This window comes from Aneurinibacillus sp. XH2 (assembly GCF_001439585.2).
Classification (GTDB): Bacteria; Bacillota; Bacilli; order Aneurinibacillales; family Aneurinibacillaceae; genus Aneurinibacillus; species Aneurinibacillus thermoaerophilus.
Genome location: NZ_CP014140.1, coordinates 3,166,782 through 3,182,250, shown reverse-complemented (window position 1 = coordinate 3,182,250; position 15,469 = coordinate 3,166,782). Strand labels below are relative to the sequence as shown.

Genomic DNA, 15,469 nt, shown 5'->3' with positions numbered 1-15,469 from the left:
ATACAGAATAAAATAAAAATGGTATAGAATTTGCAAATTCTAAAGAAACGAAATTACGTGCCAGAGGAGAGAATTTGCATGACAGAGAATAGCTGGATGAAATTGTTCAAAAAGATGCCGGATTTGCTTGCGCCGACGATGGCGAAAGATCACCCGAATTTGCCGGTTGTGAAGGAAGAAGGATGTTATTACTACGGATTGGACGGCAAGAAGTATCTAGATTTCACATCAGGCATTGCGGTAGCGAACACCGGACATCGACATCCAAGAGTAGTGCAGGCGATTAAAGACGCTGCCGATCGGCTTATGCACGGACCGTCCGGGGTTATTATGTATGAATCGCTGCTTCGTTTGGCAGATGAATTGACACGCATCATGCCGAAAGGACTGGATTGTTTCTTCTTTGCGAATAGTGGCACGGAAGCGATTGAAGGAGCTATCAAGTTGGCCAAGCATGTTACCAGAAGACCGTATGTAGTTTCATTTACAGGGTGCTTCCATGGGCGTTCTCTGGGAGCATTAAGCGTCACTACTTCAAAGAGCAAGTACCGAAAATATTTGCAACCGAACGGATTGACGTATCAACTGCTGTATGCGAATCCGAAAGATTGTCCGCCAGAGGAAAATCCGGACACGTACTTCGCAAGCAAGCTGGAAAAAGACGCGGCTTCTCTGTTTGCGCATCAGGTCACTCCCGAAGAGGTGGCGTGCATGATTCTGGAGCCGGTGCTCGGAGAAGGAGGATATATCGTGCCGCCGCAAGGCTGGTTGCGCAAAGTACGGGAGATTTGTGATCGGTATGGAATTTTGCTGATCTTCGACGAGGTACAGACTGGATTTGGCCGCACGGGCGAATGGTTTGCCGCGCAAACGTTTGGTGTTACTCCTGATATTATGGCGATAGCCAAAGGGATCGCTTCCGGACTTCCGCTAAGCGCGACGGTCGCCTCCAAGGAGCTAATGAAACAATGGCCGCTGGGCAGCCATGGTACAACATTCGGCGGCAACCCGATTGCGTGTGCGGCGGCGCTCGCAACGCTGGAAGTATTTAAAGAAGAAAGGTTATTGGAAAATTGCCGGGAAGTTGGGGCTTATGCCCGTGAAAAGCTGGAAGAGTTGAAAGCCATGCATTCGGTGATCGGTGACGTGCGTTCAGTCGGACTGATGATTGGTATTGAGGTTATTAATCCGCGTACCGGTGAACCGAACGGCGACGGGGTCATGCATATTTTGAACCGTTGCCTGGAGAAAGGGGTTCTTTTCTATCTGTGCGGAAATAAGGGTGAGGTTATTCGTATGATTCCTCCGTTGACCGTAACGAAAGAACAGATTGATGATGGGCTGCGAATACTGGATGAAGCACTTACTGAATATGAAGCGGACATGGGAGTAAGTTCGGTGATGTCCGGCGCTGGATGTTAAATAAGAGAGGGAACGGCCCTTCTTTAGTCCATTTTTGCAGGTAAAAATGAGAGGACGGAGGAAAATAGATGAGCGTACTTGATACAACTGTTGTTCTTCTTTATTTTATTATTTTAATCGTTGTGGGATTTGTCGGGGCGAAAAAGGCGAAGACTGCAGAAGACTACGCATTGGCAGGAAGAAATCTTGGTTTGTTTATATATCTTGGATGTCTTTCCGCCGTTATTCTTGGTGGAGCATCCACAATCGGAACCGCTAAGTTAGGATATCAGTTCGGTCTTTCCGGGATATGGTTTGTTTTCATGATTGGCCTTGGTATTACCGTGCTTGGACTCGTTTTTATTCATCATATTTACGGGGCGAATGTAACGACAATCAGCGAGTTGTTGGGGCGGCGGTACAATAAGGAAACACGCTTGCTTAGCGCGTTGGTAGCTGCTATTTATACGATGATGGTTTCTGTGACCCAGGTTATAGGGATCGGAACCATTATTAACGCAGTGCTTGGCTGGAATATGACTGCTTCCATGTTGATAGGTGGAGGGATCGTGCTGTTTTACACGATTCTAGGGGGCATGTGGAGCGTCACAATGACAGACATTATCCAGTTTATTATTATGACTGTCGGTATCTTCCTGTTTATGCTGCCAATGAGCCTGTCACATGTGGGCGGATGGGAAGCGCTTACTTCCCGTTTGCCGGCTACGTATTTTGATTTTACATCGATGGGTTGGGGCGAAATTTTCCAATACTTCTTGCTCTATACGCTGGGCATGGTAGTATCGCAGGACATTTGGCAGCGCGTGTTCACAGCACGTACGACTAAAATCGCGCGCAGCGGCGCAGTATACGCAGGGCTCTATAGTTTTATATACGCGCTGGCGCTGAGCATCATCGGTATGTGCGCGCTGGTGGCGTTGCCGTCTCTTAAGGATACACAGAATGTATTCGCGAAAATGGCGCTGGAGATTCTGCCTCCTGGTATTCTCGGGCTCATTCTTGCAAGCGTGTGTTCCGCGTTGATGTCTACGGCTTCAGGAACATTACTGGCTTCATCGACGCTTTTATCGCACGATATTCTGAAGCAATACTGGCCAAAGGATATCAGCGATAAGAAGTTTGTTTTTTTGTCGCGTCTAATTACATTAGTGATTGGAGTTATCGCCATTATGTTTGCTATCTGGATTCAGGACGTGCTTGTGGCGTTGGATGTAGCATATGCCATTCTATCAGGAGCGATTTTTGTTCCGGTGGTTCTTGGATTTTTATGGAAAAAAGCAACAGCAAAAGCTGGCCTCTATTCTATTGTTATTAGTTCACTGGTGGTGTTCGGGAGTTTGGCGGTTGAAGGACTCAGTTCCACCAATCCGATCATATATGGAATTGTGACCAGTATTGTATCAATGGTTGTTCTTTCATATGTGAGCCAGCCTTCTTCTCCGTCGCAGGAGGTGAATCGGTTTGTAGAAGAGGAAGAGGGCAGAAAGTTGATAAATGGGTAAGAACTGAATGCTTCCCTTTAAAGTAGATGCTTTACGCATTTACTTTAAAGGGGTTTTTTGTAAATGTAACGCATAACCATAGTTTCGCTTTAATGTAAGCGTTTGCGATGATTTTGGAATAGAACTTATAATTTGATTAGCCGATTATTTTCTAAGTAGACGCGCAAAAACACATAAGGAAAAAAATCGTATTTTTGAAGCGGGAAAAGTTACAACACAGTCCGTCACATATACTACACAGCAGGTGTTGGTTATTTACAAAAGCATTGAAAAGGGAGGATGGTTCCGACGTGCCACGATCACGCAGCGCTTTTAAAAGAGTGGCGTGAAAAGTGCGATTCTGTGACTTTTCTTCGTTTGTTCCTGGAAAAACAGGTATAATGGTCTTCCTCATTTCTGGATTGTGATAGTATAACACCTGGCACATTTTATATTCGAGCATTGGTTGTAGCATGCATACAGATAAGGCAAGTAGGGTACAAAGAAGTAAAGAAAGGAGGAAAACCATTTTGATAGAAACACTGGCGCTAACCGACGACTTGGAACTTGTAAAGGATTTGTCGCTCGAACATCTGTCATCCCCCCGCATTGTTTGGTATTGGGTGAACTTTTATGCTCCGACTCTGGAGGAGACACGGCTTTTGAATACATATTTTCATTTTCACCCGCTCGCGATTGAAGACTGTCTTCACGCTTTACAGCGTCCGAAGGTCGATTATTATGGTGAGTATAATTTTTTTGTGCTTCATGCGCTTAATCAGGATACGTTAGACCCGGAAGAAGTAGATATGTTTGTCGGAAAAGATTTTATTGTCACGTTTCATACGGCTTCACTGCATGAAATCCGGGAAGTGAAAGAGAAGCTGATTTCTAAGCAGGAGGCTTGGGCGGAGGGGCCAGGGTATGTTGCTTATTTGTTGATTGACAAACTGGTGGACTATTATTTTCCTGCTGTTTATGAAATTGAGGATAATTTAAATGAACTCGACATCACAATGAAAGAAAATTTCAGCCGGAAGTTAATGGATGAAGTGTTCGAGATTCGAGGCGATTTGATTAAATTGAGGCGCATCATTAGCTCTATGCGCGATTTGCTGTACCGGATTTTAAATTCGGAACGCCTTCGCGAATTTAAAGAGTCGCAAGTATATTTTACCGACGTATACGATCACTTGCTTCGCCTGTCAGAAATTGTGGATGCGAGCCGCGACATTACAGCGGATATGCGGGATAGTTATATTTCTTTTACTTCGCACCGTATGAATAATATTATGGTCACTCTTACCATTATTTCGTCTATTTTTATTCCGCTTACGTTTATTGTCGGGGTGTATGGCATGAACTTTGAGTATATGCCTGAACTTAAGTGGAAATACGGGTATTTTTTGGTATGGGGTGTTATGATTGCGGTAGCCGGTTCCCTGATTTGGTGGTTCCACCGCAAAGGTTGGTTTGATATGTGAAGGTTTCATTTCCAATTTTTTGATATAGTTTTTTTATAAAGAATATTATGATATAATTTCATTTCTAAAAACTTGTTTTCGTTATATATGTAGCAGAGAAAAAATAAGGGGAGAGTTGAGAGGGAGAATGAAGCAGTCAGAGCAATGGACATCGAAGTTGGGATTCATTTTGGCGGCTGCCGGTTCGGCGATTGGTCTTGGCGCTATTTGGAAATTTCCTTATGTCACTGGGACGAGCGGAGGTGGCGCGTTTTTTGTTTTGTTTCTTTTATTTACGGTACTCGTCGGTTTGCCACTTTTGCTTGGTGAGTTTGTCATTGGCCGCAGCACGCAGCAGGAAGCGATTACGGCCTATAAAACGATTGCACCCGGGACAGGTTGGCATTGGATTGGCCGGCTTGGCGTTGTGACGTGTTTCATTCTACTATCTTTCTACAGCGTAGTAGGCGGTTGGATTGTATTGTACTTGTTCCGCAGTGTAACAGGTCAGTTAATTGATGTAGAAGGCGGTTATGAAAAGCTGTTCGAAACCGTTATTGCCGATCCGGTCATGACGGTCGGTGCGCAGTTTGTTTTTATGCTGTTCACGATTTTTGTCGTAGCCCGGGGCGTGCAGGACGGGATTGAAAAAGCAAATAAGTATATGATGCCGGCTTTGTTTCTCTTGTTCCTCGTGCTGATTATTCGCTCTTTGACACTGGATGGCGCGATGAAAGGTATAACGTTTTTCCTGCGGCCTGACTTTTCGAAGCTGACTTCGGAAGCGGTGTTGTATGCGCTGGGGCAATCGTTCTTTTCGCTAAGTGTTGGTGTGTCGGTTATGGTTACGTACAGTTCGTATCTCGCCCAAAACGAGAGTTTGCCGCGTTCAGCAGCGTCTATCGTCGGTCTGAATCTGTTGATTTCCCTGCTTGCAGGATTGGCAATTTTTCCGGCAGTGTTCTCGTTAGGTGTAGAGCCGACGGCAGGGCCTGGATTGCTCTTTATGGTGCTTCCGTCGGTATTTTCGAAAATTCCGCTAGGTGGCTTATTTTTAACCATTTTCCTTGTACTGTTTTTGTTTGCAACACTGACATCTGCATTTTCCATGCTGGAAATTATCGTCGCTTCACTGGTAAAAGGCGATATGACAAAGCGTAAAAAGATAGCTTGGCTTACCGGTCTGCTGATTTTTGTGGCAGGTGTTCCTTCAGCGTTGTCTTACGGCGTATTAAGTGAATGGACGATATTTGGCAAGAGTATTTTTGATGCTGCTGATTTTCTTGTAAGCAACATTCTGATGCCGCTTGGCGCGTTGCTGATTGCTATTTTTGTACCGCTGAAGATGAAGAGGGATATGCTGCTCAAAGAAATCAGTATGGGTTCAACGAACGGACGGCGTTTTTTCGCCGTATGGCTTATGCTTTTGCGTTATGTGGCGCCGATTGTCATCATAATTGTCTTTATGGATGTGTTAGACGTTATATAAACGTAGAATGAAATATTCATGTTTGAGTTCGGATATTTCCGGGAAAATAATAAGGGGAACAAGATACTTTAAAATTGAAGGGGGAATATTGCTATGCCATTTCTTCCAGGCGATCGTTTGCGTAATTTTGATATGCTGAAGCGAGAGTTCATGAACATGTTTCCCGATTTATTGTCCGAATTTAATCTTTATTCGCTGCGCATCGACGTGTATGAGACGGAAACACACGTGGTGGCGTCCTGCGAGATTCCTGGTATTGCCAACAAAGAAGATATCGACATTCAGATTGACGATAACGCGTTGACGATTAGCGGTACGGTAAATAAAGGACATGAAGTGCAAGAGGAGCAACTTTACCGCAGGGAGCGCTTTTCGGGCCGGTTCGATCGAACCGTAATGTTGCCAGCGTCTGTTATCGCCGAAGAATCGAAAGCGAGCTATAAAAATGGTATCCTTGAAATTCGGATGCCGAAGGCGAATTCAAGTCGCAAGAAAAAAGTGAACATCGACTTTCTGTAAGCGTGATGATGGGGAAATATACAGAAGGAAAGGGAGTCTCACAGAGGCTCCTTTCTTACTTTTCAAGGAAAAGGAGGATGGTTTGTTGGAAGAGGTAAACGGACAACAGCTCAAGTATCGTTGCGCAGACATTAGGGCATCGTTCGCCGTTTATTTTTATACGCCGCTATGTGGCACGTGCAGGGTCGCTGAAAAAATGTTGCAGGTAGTGGAAGCGACGCTGCCTGACTTGCCGCTTTACAAAAGCAATATTAACTTTATGTCGGAGCTGGCATTTGAATGGGAGATCAAAAGCGTGCCTTGTTTAATTTTCGTGGAACATGGAAAAGTGGCGCGCAAGCTGTATGCTATGCGTTCAGTGTCTGATTTGTATGAAGCATTAAAACCATTGCTTAATAAGGAAGCAGGAAAAGAACAAAAGGAATAATTTTTGGAAATCATCTGCTTGCATGAAAGCGTTAAACATAGTATGCTAAAACCGTTCGTTTGATAGATAACATATATATATATAATGTTTTAGTTTTTTAGTAAAATACTTATCCGAGATAGGAGAAATATCAAAGTGATGGGTACAGTTTAGAGGAGAAGAGGAGAGAGCAGAATGAGTAAACATACGCAATGGACATCGAGACTCGGGTTTATTCTGGCGGCTGCCGGTTCGGCAATCGGTCTCGGCGCCATCTGGAAGTTTCCTTATATGACCGGAACGGGAGGAGGCGGCGCATTTTTTGTTGTATTCCTCCTGTTTACCGTATTCATTGGAATGCCGCTATTGCTTGCGGAATTTATTATCGGGCGCAGCACGCAGAAAGAAGCGGTTAGTGCGTATAAAGCGCTTGTTCCTGGAACAGCCTGGCCGTGGCTCGGCCGGCTTGGCGTTTTGACGTGCTTTATTGTACTGTCATTTTACAGCGTAGTCGGTGGTTGGATTTTGCTGTATTTATTGCGTGGCGTTAGCGGACAACTGTGGGAAAGCGGTGTAACGTATGAACGGTTATTTGAGCAAATGATCGCTAATCCGTACGAAACTGTTGGGGCTCAGTTCGTGTTTTTGCTGTATGTGATATATGTGGTGGCCCGAGGCGTGCAGGACGGGATTGAGAAAGCGAATAAGTATATGATGCCAGCGCTGTTTTTGCTGTTTATCGCATTGATTATCCGTGCGTTGACGCTGGACGGAGCATGGGAAGGCGTTGTATTTTTTCTGAAGCCTGACTTTTCGGAACTGACGTCGGAAGCTGTGCTGTATGCGATGGGGCAATCGTTTTTCTCACTAACTGTGGGCGCTTCGGTTATGGTTACGTACAGTTCATATTTATCAAAACGGGAGAGCTTGACGAAATCAGCGACATCTATTGTAAGCTTGACGGTGCTTATTTCTTTTTTAGCCGGCTTGGCGATTTTTCCGGCGGTATTCTCGCTCGGACTTGAACCGACGGAAGGTCCCGGCCTTTTATTTATTGTTCTTCCATCTGTATTTAGCAAGATACCATTTGGCGAACTATTTTTTGTAATTTTTCTTTTGTTGTTTTTGTTTGCGGCGCTGACGTCTGCTTTTTCCATGCTGGAGATCATTGTAGCCGCATGGACAGGAGGCCGGCAAGAAAAACGGAAGAAAGTTGCTGTGTTCGCCGGGCTCCTTGTATTTCTTGTAGGTATTCCATCCGCGCTGTCATTTGGTGTTATGAGCGATGTGACATGGTTTGGGAAGACGGTGTTTGACATTGCGGATTACGCAGTGAGCAATGTAATGCTTCCCCTGGGCGCGTTATTGATTGCGATTTTTACGCCGTGGAAAATGTCGAAAGAAACATTGAAGCGCGAATTGAGCATAGGCACGAGCCATGGGGAAACATGGTTCGCTGCGTGGTTCCTTTTTATTCGTTATGTGGCCCCGGTTGCAATTGTCATTGTTTTTCTTGATGTAACTGGAATTATATAAAGACAGGAAGCAAGAAGTGAGAATGTAGAGAGGAAGAGGGGCAGGGGAGTTGCCCCCGCCCTCGCTCCTTATTTTTTCGCTTATGCCCGGCGAAGGCTGCCGAGCTCATTTACGATGGCCTCCATTTCGCTGATGCTGAACGAATCTTTTTTCATTACCATTTCATAAATGTCGCGCAGTTCTTCATATTTTTCCTCATCAAAATGGGAAGAGCGAATGGCTGCTGCGTTAACAACCCGCAGTTTGTTTTTAATCCCTTCAATCATAAACTCTATATTTTCTGTTGACTTTTTCGATAAATCCACTTTTTTCATCCTTTCCATCTTCGGATTTTATTGATTGTAACACGTTTCTTTTGAAATTTGGTGATTGATTGCATATTTCGTGTCATGGGAATATTATACTTGGGTCTATTTTATTCTATTTGAGGGAACTTTCCATTATTAAAACAAGAGCTATTTCTAAAAATATAAAATTTTATCTTTGCAATCGTGATGGTTATAATAAAGCTAAGATGAATTTTGAGTGAGGGAGAGGAATCTCATGGCAGACAAACATACGATTGCAGCCGAAGAATTTGCGGCGCAGTATAAAGCGGGAAAATTGGATGAAGCGTACATTATGGATGTCCGTGAGCCGTATGAATGGGAGGCCGGTCATCTTGATAAGGCGCATCATGTCCCGATGAATACGGTTCCAGAACGTCTTGCAGAACTGAATAAAACAGAAACGATGTATATTGTTTGCGCACATGGTGTGCGCAGCTGGCATGTAACGCAGTATTTGCTAGGAAATGGCTTTGAACATGTAATCAACGTCGAAGGTGGAATGGCGGAAATTGAACAGTATTTAAAATAAAAAGAAAGCCGGGCTATGGACATATTCTCCCCTTCTTCTCAGGCGATGCTGCCTTTAAAGAATTTTTCTTTCAAGTAAAAAAGGCAACCAAGCCTCAGGAAGAAGGAGAGATTTGTCAACATTACAGAGATGTTTCGTCTAAACATTTTTTGATTAATTTTATAGCAGGATTGTTATCGCTTTGTTTTTGCTATTTCAGAATGAAGAAATAAAATACGACTGCTAACGCAAAACGATAAATGGCAAATGGTGTAAGACTGACTCTTTCCAGCAGTTTGAGGAAAGAGACAATCGCTAGCATCGCCACTACCATAGCGGTAATAAATCCTGTGGCAAAGAAGCCGAAATCGCTGACGGACAGGTAGTCCCAGCTTTTGATCAAATCCAGACCAGTTGCGCCCATCATGACCGGAATAGCCAGAATGAATGTAAACTCGGCTGCCGCTTTATGGCTTGTTCCAAGCAAAATACCGCCAGCAATGGTTGCTCCGGAGCGGGAAAAGCCGGGCCATAACGCCAAGCACTGGAACAAGCCAATGCCGAAAGCCTGCCGGTAGCTAATGTCATCCACCGTTCTTGCTGTCGCGCGAGGCTGAAGCTTTTCCGCTGCGATCATTAAAATGCCTCCGATAATAAGGCTAAGCAGCACCGTCCAGGCAGAAAACAGCTTTTCTTTAATGAAATCATGCAGCAAAACCCCGGCAATTCCCGCGGGAAGAATACCGATAATGATATGTAGCAGGTTGAGCTGTGGACCTAATGCATGTCTTCTGCTGATCCCTAGCAATCCTAAAATTCTCTTCCAGAATAGAAGCAGAACGGCACAAATCGAACCAAGCTGGATAACAATCGCGAATGTTTTCCATTTTTCCTCGGTCGCTCCCAGTAGGGTTTCAGTCAAAATTAAGTGACCTGTGGAAGATACCGGCAGAAATTCTGTCAGTCCCTCCACAATGCCCAGAATGATAGCTGTTACATATTCTCCCATATGTATCCTCCAAATGTTTCTCCAATTTTTATTGAATGGTTCAACAGAGATTATTATATAATTGAAGCGGGATAGTCACCACCTTTTTTCAAAAAATAAGCGTTTCTGCGGGATGTGAAGATAAGTACATAAGAGGAGTCTTGGAAAAGAAGTGTATTATAAATCCGTCAACAGGCCCAAAGTATAACTTTGCATTTGAGGAATATACACTACAACATTTAGACTTGAATTTGCTATGCTTATTTTGGACAAATGGCTTATTTCACTCTATAGAACTAATCTTTATTTCGGCGCAGCTGAAGGAAGGTGCCGGTAGCTGTTACGATGAGTTCGCCGCGGTCATTATGCACATGGCATGCCATCTGCCAGATGTCCTGCGCTTGGTGAATGACACGTGCAGTTGCCGTTAATTTTTTGCCGGTTCCTGCCTTATGATAACGAACGTTCATTTCGAGTGTCACGAACTTGTCTTTATCGGAAATTCGTTTTTCTAACATCCATCCCATTGCCATATCTGCCAGCGTGGCAGTAATTCCGCCATAGACGATTCGGTACGGATTTAATATTTGCCGGCTAATAGGCATGGAGCAGACGAATTCGTCCGGCTGTTCACTTTTTTCTTCTGTTACACCAAGGAAATTTCCGAGAAATGGATACCTATTTTCTTTCATGATAGAAAGTGCGTTCAACGTTTGGATGATTGCTTTCAGTTCACGTTCTGACAGACCTTCGATTGCTTTGATTACTTCTTGCTTTGTCATCATCTTCCCCTATTTTCTTCAATTGACCTTTTTTATCGCAAATGTTTTCTTCCTGACACATTGTCATATCTTCGATTTGAATGGTTGTATGAGAGATATGAAACCTTTCCCTGAATATCTGATTGGCGGTACGCAGCACATCGCCGCCCTGCGCGAGATTGCGCACGACAATATGACAGCTGAGCGCTGGAAAACCAGATGTCACAGTCCAGACATGCAGATCGTGCACTTCTACTACTCCTTCCAGCGCGAGCACGGCGCACCGCATTTCTTCTACATCCATTCCTGCTGGCACACCTTCCATTAATACATTAACAGAATCGCGGATGATGCGCCAGGTGGACACTAGTATGAGCACGGCCACAATTATACTTGCAATGGGATCGGCAATTGTCCAGCCAAATAGCCAGATAAGAAGTCCAGCCATGATGGCTCCGACCGAACCGAGCATATCGCCGAGTACATGCAGAAACGCGCTGCGTACATTTAAGTTTTTAGAGGTATCGCCGCCCCGCATCAAAATCCAAGCCGCGGCAATATTGATGAGAAGACCGAATGCAGCAATCGTCATCATGCTGATGCTGGCGACTGGTTGTGGCGAGAATAGGCGATCGTACGCTTCGATAAAGATGTATAAGGAGATAATGATAAGTGTGATACCATTTAGCAAAGCGGCCAGAATTTCCGTCCGTTTATAGCCGTATGTTTTTGTCGCGGTGGTTGGCTTGGTGGCGAGACGCATAGCGAATAGACTTAAAAATAGGGAAGCAGTGTCGCTTAGCATATGCCCGGCATCGGAAATAAGTGCAAGGCTGTTGCTGAGGAGGCCGCCGAAAAACTCGACAATCATAAAGCCGGTAATTAGAATGAAAGCAAGAAACAATGACGTATGATTGGCATTTCCGTCGTGGTGGTGATGGCCGTGTCCGTGGTAGGAGTGCCCATGATCATGGTGTCCGCCCATAAAGAATCCTCCTATATTTTTGGTATTTTCAGTATATGCTTCCCAAAATTAAATTCAAGTATTCTTTTGAATATTTGCTTATTTGTGTATTTCGTTTAGTATAGGGAGGATAGTGGAAAGTAAATGGCCCGCCATTCGCAGTCTGCGAACGGCGGGCCGTTGCCCGTTATAGAGTTCCATTTTTCCGGCGCTTGCTTTTTAACATAAAGCCGAAGCCAATAATAAAGATAGCAGCTATAAAGAAAACGCCTGCCATCAGAGCGCTTCGTTCTCCGACTGAAATTCCGACTCCTATAAAGCATATGACGGCCAAAACCGCCAGCAGAAGCGACTGTTTTTGATGTTTGGTCATTCGCTTTTCACCTCAAGGAAGATTATACTACATAAGAAAGAGGAAGTCTTAATTAGATTAAGAGGTTAAGCGTTGATAATTTTTTTCCGAGCTCTTCTCCAGTTTTGGCAAGCGCCGCATAATCAGATTCATCAACCGGCTGGGAAGGGTTAGTTATGACCATAATTTTTCCCAGCACCCTTTTTTCTCCGCGAATGGGAATTTGCATGATGGATTGGTGGGCGAGCGACACAGGAGCCAATTCATTGGAAGCAGCTTTCAACATCATATTTGCTCCCTCCTGAATATAGACGCCAATCCAGCCGAAGTGCGGAACACGCTTGAAGTTGGAAACGAGTTGTTTGTAAATTTCATCGGGGTCGTCGCTCCGATGAATGGTAACAAGTGTCTCCAACGAAGCGATGGCTGTTGAAGTCGCCATATGAATTCCCCCAGATACTATTCTTTGTCCTAACCATTGTATCAGATTTATGCATGAAAAGATTGTAGTAAGTTCAGGAAGAAATCCCTGGATACGTATAACAGACATGGCGTTTTAATTTTGTCTTGGGAGTATGGAGTTTGGATTAAACCTTTTAGGCGGATATAATGTACTATACAATTGCATATATAATTGAAAAAGGATGAGTTTTTGCATGAAAACGAAAAAAAGGAAGCAAACAGACGGTGCAGAACTGGATGTTGGCCGGGAAATACTTTTAACAATAAAGCGGATTGGGATTAACGGAGAAGGTATTGGTTATTATAAGAAAAAAGCGGTATTTGTGCCCGGCGCCTTGCCTGGGGAAGTCGTGGAGGCAAGCATTACGAAAGTACAATCTTCCTACGCGGAAGGAAAAATAAAAAAAATCAAACAAACATCAGAACTTCGCCAGACGCCATTCTGTCCGGTATATGACGAATGTGGTGGTTGCCAGCTGCAGCATATGACGTATGAAGGACAATTAAAAGCAAAAGAAGATATGGTGCGCGGCGCGTTTGAGCGGTATACGGAGATGAAAGAATTGCCGCTTCGTCCGATTCTGGGCATGGACGAGCCATGGAACTACCGAAACAAGGCGCAGTTGCAGGCCGGGATGAGGGATGGAAAAGTCATTATGGGATTGTATGCGGCGGATAGCCATCGACTTGTTGATATTGGTGATTGCCCGATTCAACATCCGGAAACGAATCGTATGATTTCCGCAGCCCGTGAAGCGCTTGAAAAGTTGAATATTCCAGTATATAACGAGCGAAAGCGAACTGGAGTTGTCCGGACGATTGTGGCGCGCGTTGGCTTTGAGACTGGCGAGCAACAGCTTATTCTTGTGACGGCAGAAGATAAGTTGCCCCGCACAAAGGAACTGATTGCGGAGCTCAGGATGCGTTTGCCACGGTTGACAAGCATTAGCCAGAATATTAATAAGCGGAAGACTCCCCTAATTTTTGGCGACAAGACGATTACGCTCTGGGGAAAAGAGGCGATTGACGAGTCGCTGGGGAATGTAAAGTTCTCGCTGTCACCGCGTGCGTTCTTCCAATTGAATCCGTCCCAGACTGTGAAATTGTACAATGCTGTGAAAGAAGCAGCCGGTTTGACTGGCTCGGAGCTTGTAGTAGATGCGTACTGCGGTGTGGGCACGATTGCTCTCTGGTTGGCCCCGGATGCGCGAAAGGTGCGCGGTATTGAGGTGATTCCGGAAGCGGTGGCAGATGCGAAGCGGAACGCGGAAAAGAGCGGGATTACGAACGCGGAATTTTATGTTGGACAAGCGGAGAAATTGCTGCCACAGTGGGTCAAGCGGGGAGAACGTCCGGATGTAATTGTCGTTGATCCGCCGCGCGTTGGCTGTGACAAAGCGCTTTTAGACGCCATACTGAAAGCAAAGCCGAAGCGTTTTGTCTATGTATCGTGCAATCCGTCGACCCTGGCCAAAAACATAGCTGATTTATTAAAAGAGTACAAGCTGGAATGGGTACAGCCAGTGGATATGTTTCCACATACGGCGCATGTGGAGTGCTGCTCACTGTTAGTACGGAAAGAAAATTAAGTGAGATGTATTGGCCAAACGAAGAGGATGACTTCCTTAATGTTGCAGATTTTATCGACAGACTGGGGAGAATCCTCTTTTTTTATTGCTTTTTGCAGAATATTACTTTGATTAACAGGAGGTAGTTATCAAATGTCGAAATTATAGCCCGTATAGACCTAGGAAGCTTATTTCACTTGTAACCACAGAATGTTAATTTTTTTCGATGCAATATGGCTTTTTAATTGTTGGGATTTTTATTACAAGGGGGAAATGATGTATGCAAAAAATCCAGAAAAGAAAACATCATTATGTTCCAAGGTTCTACCTGAATCAATTTTTAGATTCCAGAGTACAACCGCCACGAGAGCCTTACCTTTGGGTTTTCGATAAGCAAGAAGAAGGGGACGTTTTCAAACGAGCACCCAAAAATATTGGTTATGAAACAGGATTTTATGACATGAAACTTATTGATGGTACAACTACAACTCATGTTGAGGATTTTTTTCACAAAGTGATTGAAACACCATCATCCAAGATACTAAGAAAAATTCTTGACCAACAACCAATAACGGATGAAGAAAAACAAAAGTTTGCGATGTTTATATTTTATTCTCATGCAAGAGTTCCTAATTATATAAATTTTATGAATAAATTCTATGAAGCAACAAAGGAAGGAAAGAGTAATGAAAAACAAGTAATTAAAGATCCTGAAGTAGAAAAAATGATTAAGGAAGCTGAGATAAAAGATGAGGTCTCAACTTTAGAATTTATGATAGAATTAGTCAAAGTCTTTGCCCCAATAATTTATAACATGAATTGGCAGTTTCTTTTTGCGCCTAACGGCTATGCATTTATAACTTCGGATAATCCAGTCATTTTAAATGATCCGAAACAAACAACAATATATCGTCCTGTTGTCGGATGGAATAATCCGAATATTCAACTAACCTTTCCCCTGTCCCCTTCAATGTGTTTTCTAGGTACATGGACTAAGAAAAGAAATTTATACAAGGTAGCAGATATTAGATTCGTGAGAGCAGTGAATTTTAGAACTGCTTTTTTTGCTACAAGATATCTTTTTGGGTCTAGGCCGTTTTATCTGAAAGAAGAGGTATTAAAATTAGAAGCACTTAAAAGTATTAAATAAAGGAGCCTGTAAAGGTGTTACACTAGTGATAAATTGAGGATAAAATGTTTTAAAAACCATCCGAAGAGACC

16 protein-coding genes are annotated in these 15,469 nt (G+C 43.9%); 10 read left to right on the top strand and 6 right to left on the bottom strand.

All coding sequences use genetic code 11. The features are described from left to right. Positions 1-78 precede the first annotated feature (78 nt). The 7 genes from ACH33_RS15850 to ACH33_RS15820 all read left to right on the top strand — a co-directional run bounded on the left by ACH33_RS15850 (position 79) and on the right by ACH33_RS15820 (position 8,316). Positions 79-1,422, top strand: a complete 1,344-nt coding sequence (locus tag ACH33_RS15850; protein ID WP_057899873.1) for an aspartate aminotransferase family protein — start codon at positions 79-81, stop codon at positions 1,420-1,422. A gap of 68 nt (positions 1,423-1,490) precedes the next feature. Next, complete coding sequence (locus ACH33_RS15845) at positions 1,491-2,924, top strand: sodium:solute symporter family protein (protein ID WP_057899872.1); 1,434 nt, start codon at positions 1,491-1,493, stop codon at positions 2,922-2,924. Positions 2,925-3,433: 509 nt separating this feature from the next. Then, a complete protein-coding gene (corA, locus tag ACH33_RS15840; protein ID WP_057899871.1) occupies positions 3,434-4,387 on the top strand; it encodes a magnesium/cobalt transporter CorA in 954 nt (317 codons plus the stop codon). Positions 4,388-4,514: 127 nt separating this feature from the next. Further along, on the top strand, positions 4,515-5,855 hold the full coding sequence (locus ACH33_RS15835) for a sodium-dependent transporter (protein ID WP_057899870.1): 1,341 nt from the start codon (positions 4,515-4,517) through the stop codon (positions 5,853-5,855). A gap of 93 nt (positions 5,856-5,948) precedes the next feature. Next, positions 5,949-6,374 carry an Hsp20/alpha crystallin family protein gene (locus tag ACH33_RS15830; RefSeq protein ID WP_057899869.1) on the top strand — a complete coding sequence of 142 codons (426 nt, stop codon included), beginning with the start codon at positions 5,949-5,951 and terminating at the stop codon, positions 6,372-6,374. Between the two features lie 85 nt (positions 6,375-6,459). After that, the gene (locus tag ACH33_RS15825; RefSeq protein WP_082706105.1) at positions 6,460-6,801 is read left to right on the top strand and encodes a thioredoxin family protein; all 342 of its coding nucleotides are present in this window, start codon (positions 6,460-6,462) and stop codon (positions 6,799-6,801) included. 174 nt (positions 6,802-6,975) lie between these two features. Next, complete coding sequence (locus ACH33_RS15820; protein ID WP_057899868.1) at positions 6,976-8,316, top strand: sodium-dependent transporter; 1,341 nt, start codon at positions 6,976-6,978, stop codon at positions 8,314-8,316. A gap of 80 nt (positions 8,317-8,396) precedes the next feature. On the opposite strand, the gene ACH33_RS15815 is transcribed toward ACH33_RS15820, so the two are convergent. Next, complete coding sequence (locus ACH33_RS15815) at positions 8,397-8,621, bottom strand: DUF1128 domain-containing protein (RefSeq protein ID WP_057900430.1); 225 nt, start codon at positions 8,619-8,621, stop codon at positions 8,397-8,399. Positions 8,622-8,859: 238 nt separating this feature from the next. Here ACH33_RS15815 and ACH33_RS15810 point away from each other — a divergent pair, with 238 nt between their 5' ends. Beyond that, positions 8,860-9,174, top strand: a complete 315-nt coding sequence (locus ACH33_RS15810) for a rhodanese-like domain-containing protein (protein WP_057899867.1) — start codon at positions 8,860-8,862, stop codon at positions 9,172-9,174. 190 nt (positions 9,175-9,364) lie between these two features. Here ACH33_RS15810 and bacA read toward each other — a convergent pair whose 3' ends face one another. The 5 genes from bacA to ACH33_RS15785 form a co-directional block, all read right to left on the bottom strand. Continuing rightward, positions 9,365-10,162: an undecaprenyl-diphosphate phosphatase gene (gene bacA / locus ACH33_RS15805; RefSeq protein ID WP_057899866.1), complete on the bottom strand. Its 798-nt coding sequence runs from the start codon at positions 10,160-10,162 to the stop codon at positions 9,365-9,367. Positions 10,163-10,437: 275 nt separating this feature from the next. Beyond that, positions 10,438-10,926, bottom strand: coding sequence for a PaaI family thioesterase (locus ACH33_RS15800; protein ID WP_236781909.1), 489 nt, complete (start codon positions 10,924-10,926; stop codon positions 10,438-10,440). After that, a complete protein-coding gene (locus ACH33_RS15795; RefSeq protein WP_057899864.1) occupies positions 10,874-11,887 on the bottom strand; it encodes a cation diffusion facilitator family transporter in 1,014 nt (337 codons plus the stop codon). Before ACH33_RS15795 ends, ACH33_RS15800 begins: the two co-directional genes overlap by 53 nt. Positions 11,888-12,053: 166 nt before the next feature. Then, entirely contained in the window at positions 12,054-12,239 is a 186-nt protein-coding gene (locus tag ACH33_RS15790; RefSeq protein WP_057899863.1) for a YlaF family protein, read from the bottom strand. A 52-nt stretch (positions 12,240-12,291) separates the two neighbouring features. Beyond that, positions 12,292-12,660 (bottom strand): hypothetical protein, encoded by a 369-nt coding sequence (locus ACH33_RS15785; RefSeq protein ID WP_057899862.1) that lies wholly within the window; start codon positions 12,658-12,660, stop codon positions 12,292-12,294. Between the two features lie 214 nt (positions 12,661-12,874). On the opposite strand from ACH33_RS15785, the gene rlmD reads away from it, so the two are divergent. Further along, complete coding sequence (rlmD, locus tag ACH33_RS15780) at positions 12,875-14,269, top strand: 23S rRNA (uracil(1939)-C(5))-methyltransferase RlmD (RefSeq protein WP_057899861.1); 1,395 nt, start codon at positions 12,875-12,877, stop codon at positions 14,267-14,269. Positions 14,270-14,528: 259 nt separating this feature from the next. Beyond that, positions 14,529-15,398 (top strand): DUF4238 domain-containing protein, encoded by an 870-nt coding sequence (locus tag ACH33_RS15775; RefSeq protein ID WP_057899860.1) that lies wholly within the window; start codon positions 14,529-14,531, stop codon positions 15,396-15,398. Positions 15,399-15,469: the final 71 nt, after the last annotated feature.

Coding starts and splice junctions, on each gene's coding strand:
- ACH33_RS15830 (WP_057899869.1), top strand. CDS start 5,949: ATGCCATTTCTTCCAGGCGATCGTTTGCGTAATTTTGATATGCTGAAG.
- ACH33_RS15795 (WP_057899864.1), bottom strand. CDS start 11,887: ATGGGCGGACACCATGATCATGGGCACTCCTACCACGGACACGGCCAT.
- bacA (WP_057899866.1), bottom strand. CDS start 10,162: ATGGGAGAATATGTAACAGCTATCATTCTGGGCATTGTGGAGGGACTG.
- ACH33_RS15845 (WP_057899872.1), top strand. CDS start 1,491: ATGAGCGTACTTGATACAACTGTTGTTCTTCTTTATTTTATTATTTTA.
- ACH33_RS15835 (WP_057899870.1), top strand. CDS start 4,515: ATGAAGCAGTCAGAGCAATGGACATCGAAGTTGGGATTCATTTTGGCG.
- ACH33_RS15820 (WP_057899868.1), top strand. CDS start 6,976: ATGAGTAAACATACGCAATGGACATCGAGACTCGGGTTTATTCTGGCG.
- ACH33_RS15785 (WP_057899862.1), bottom strand. CDS start 12,660: ATGGCGACTTCAACAGCCATCGCTTCGTTGGAGACACTTGTTACCATT.
- ACH33_RS15800 (WP_236781909.1), bottom strand. CDS start 10,926: ATGATGACAAAGCAAGAAGTAATCAAAGCAATCGAAGGTCTGTCAGAA.
- ACH33_RS15790 (WP_057899863.1), bottom strand. CDS start 12,239: ATGACCAAACATCAAAAACAGTCGCTTCTGCTGGCGGTTTTGGCCGTC.
- ACH33_RS15775 (WP_057899860.1), top strand. CDS start 14,529: ATGCAAAAAATCCAGAAAAGAAAACATCATTATGTTCCAAGGTTCTAC.
- ACH33_RS15810 (WP_057899867.1), top strand. CDS start 8,860: ATGGCAGACAAACATACGATTGCAGCCGAAGAATTTGCGGCGCAGTAT.
- ACH33_RS15850 (WP_057899873.1), top strand. CDS start 79: ATGACAGAGAATAGCTGGATGAAATTGTTCAAAAAGATGCCGGATTTG.
- rlmD (WP_057899861.1), top strand. CDS start 12,875: ATGAAAACGAAAAAAAGGAAGCAAACAGACGGTGCAGAACTGGATGTT.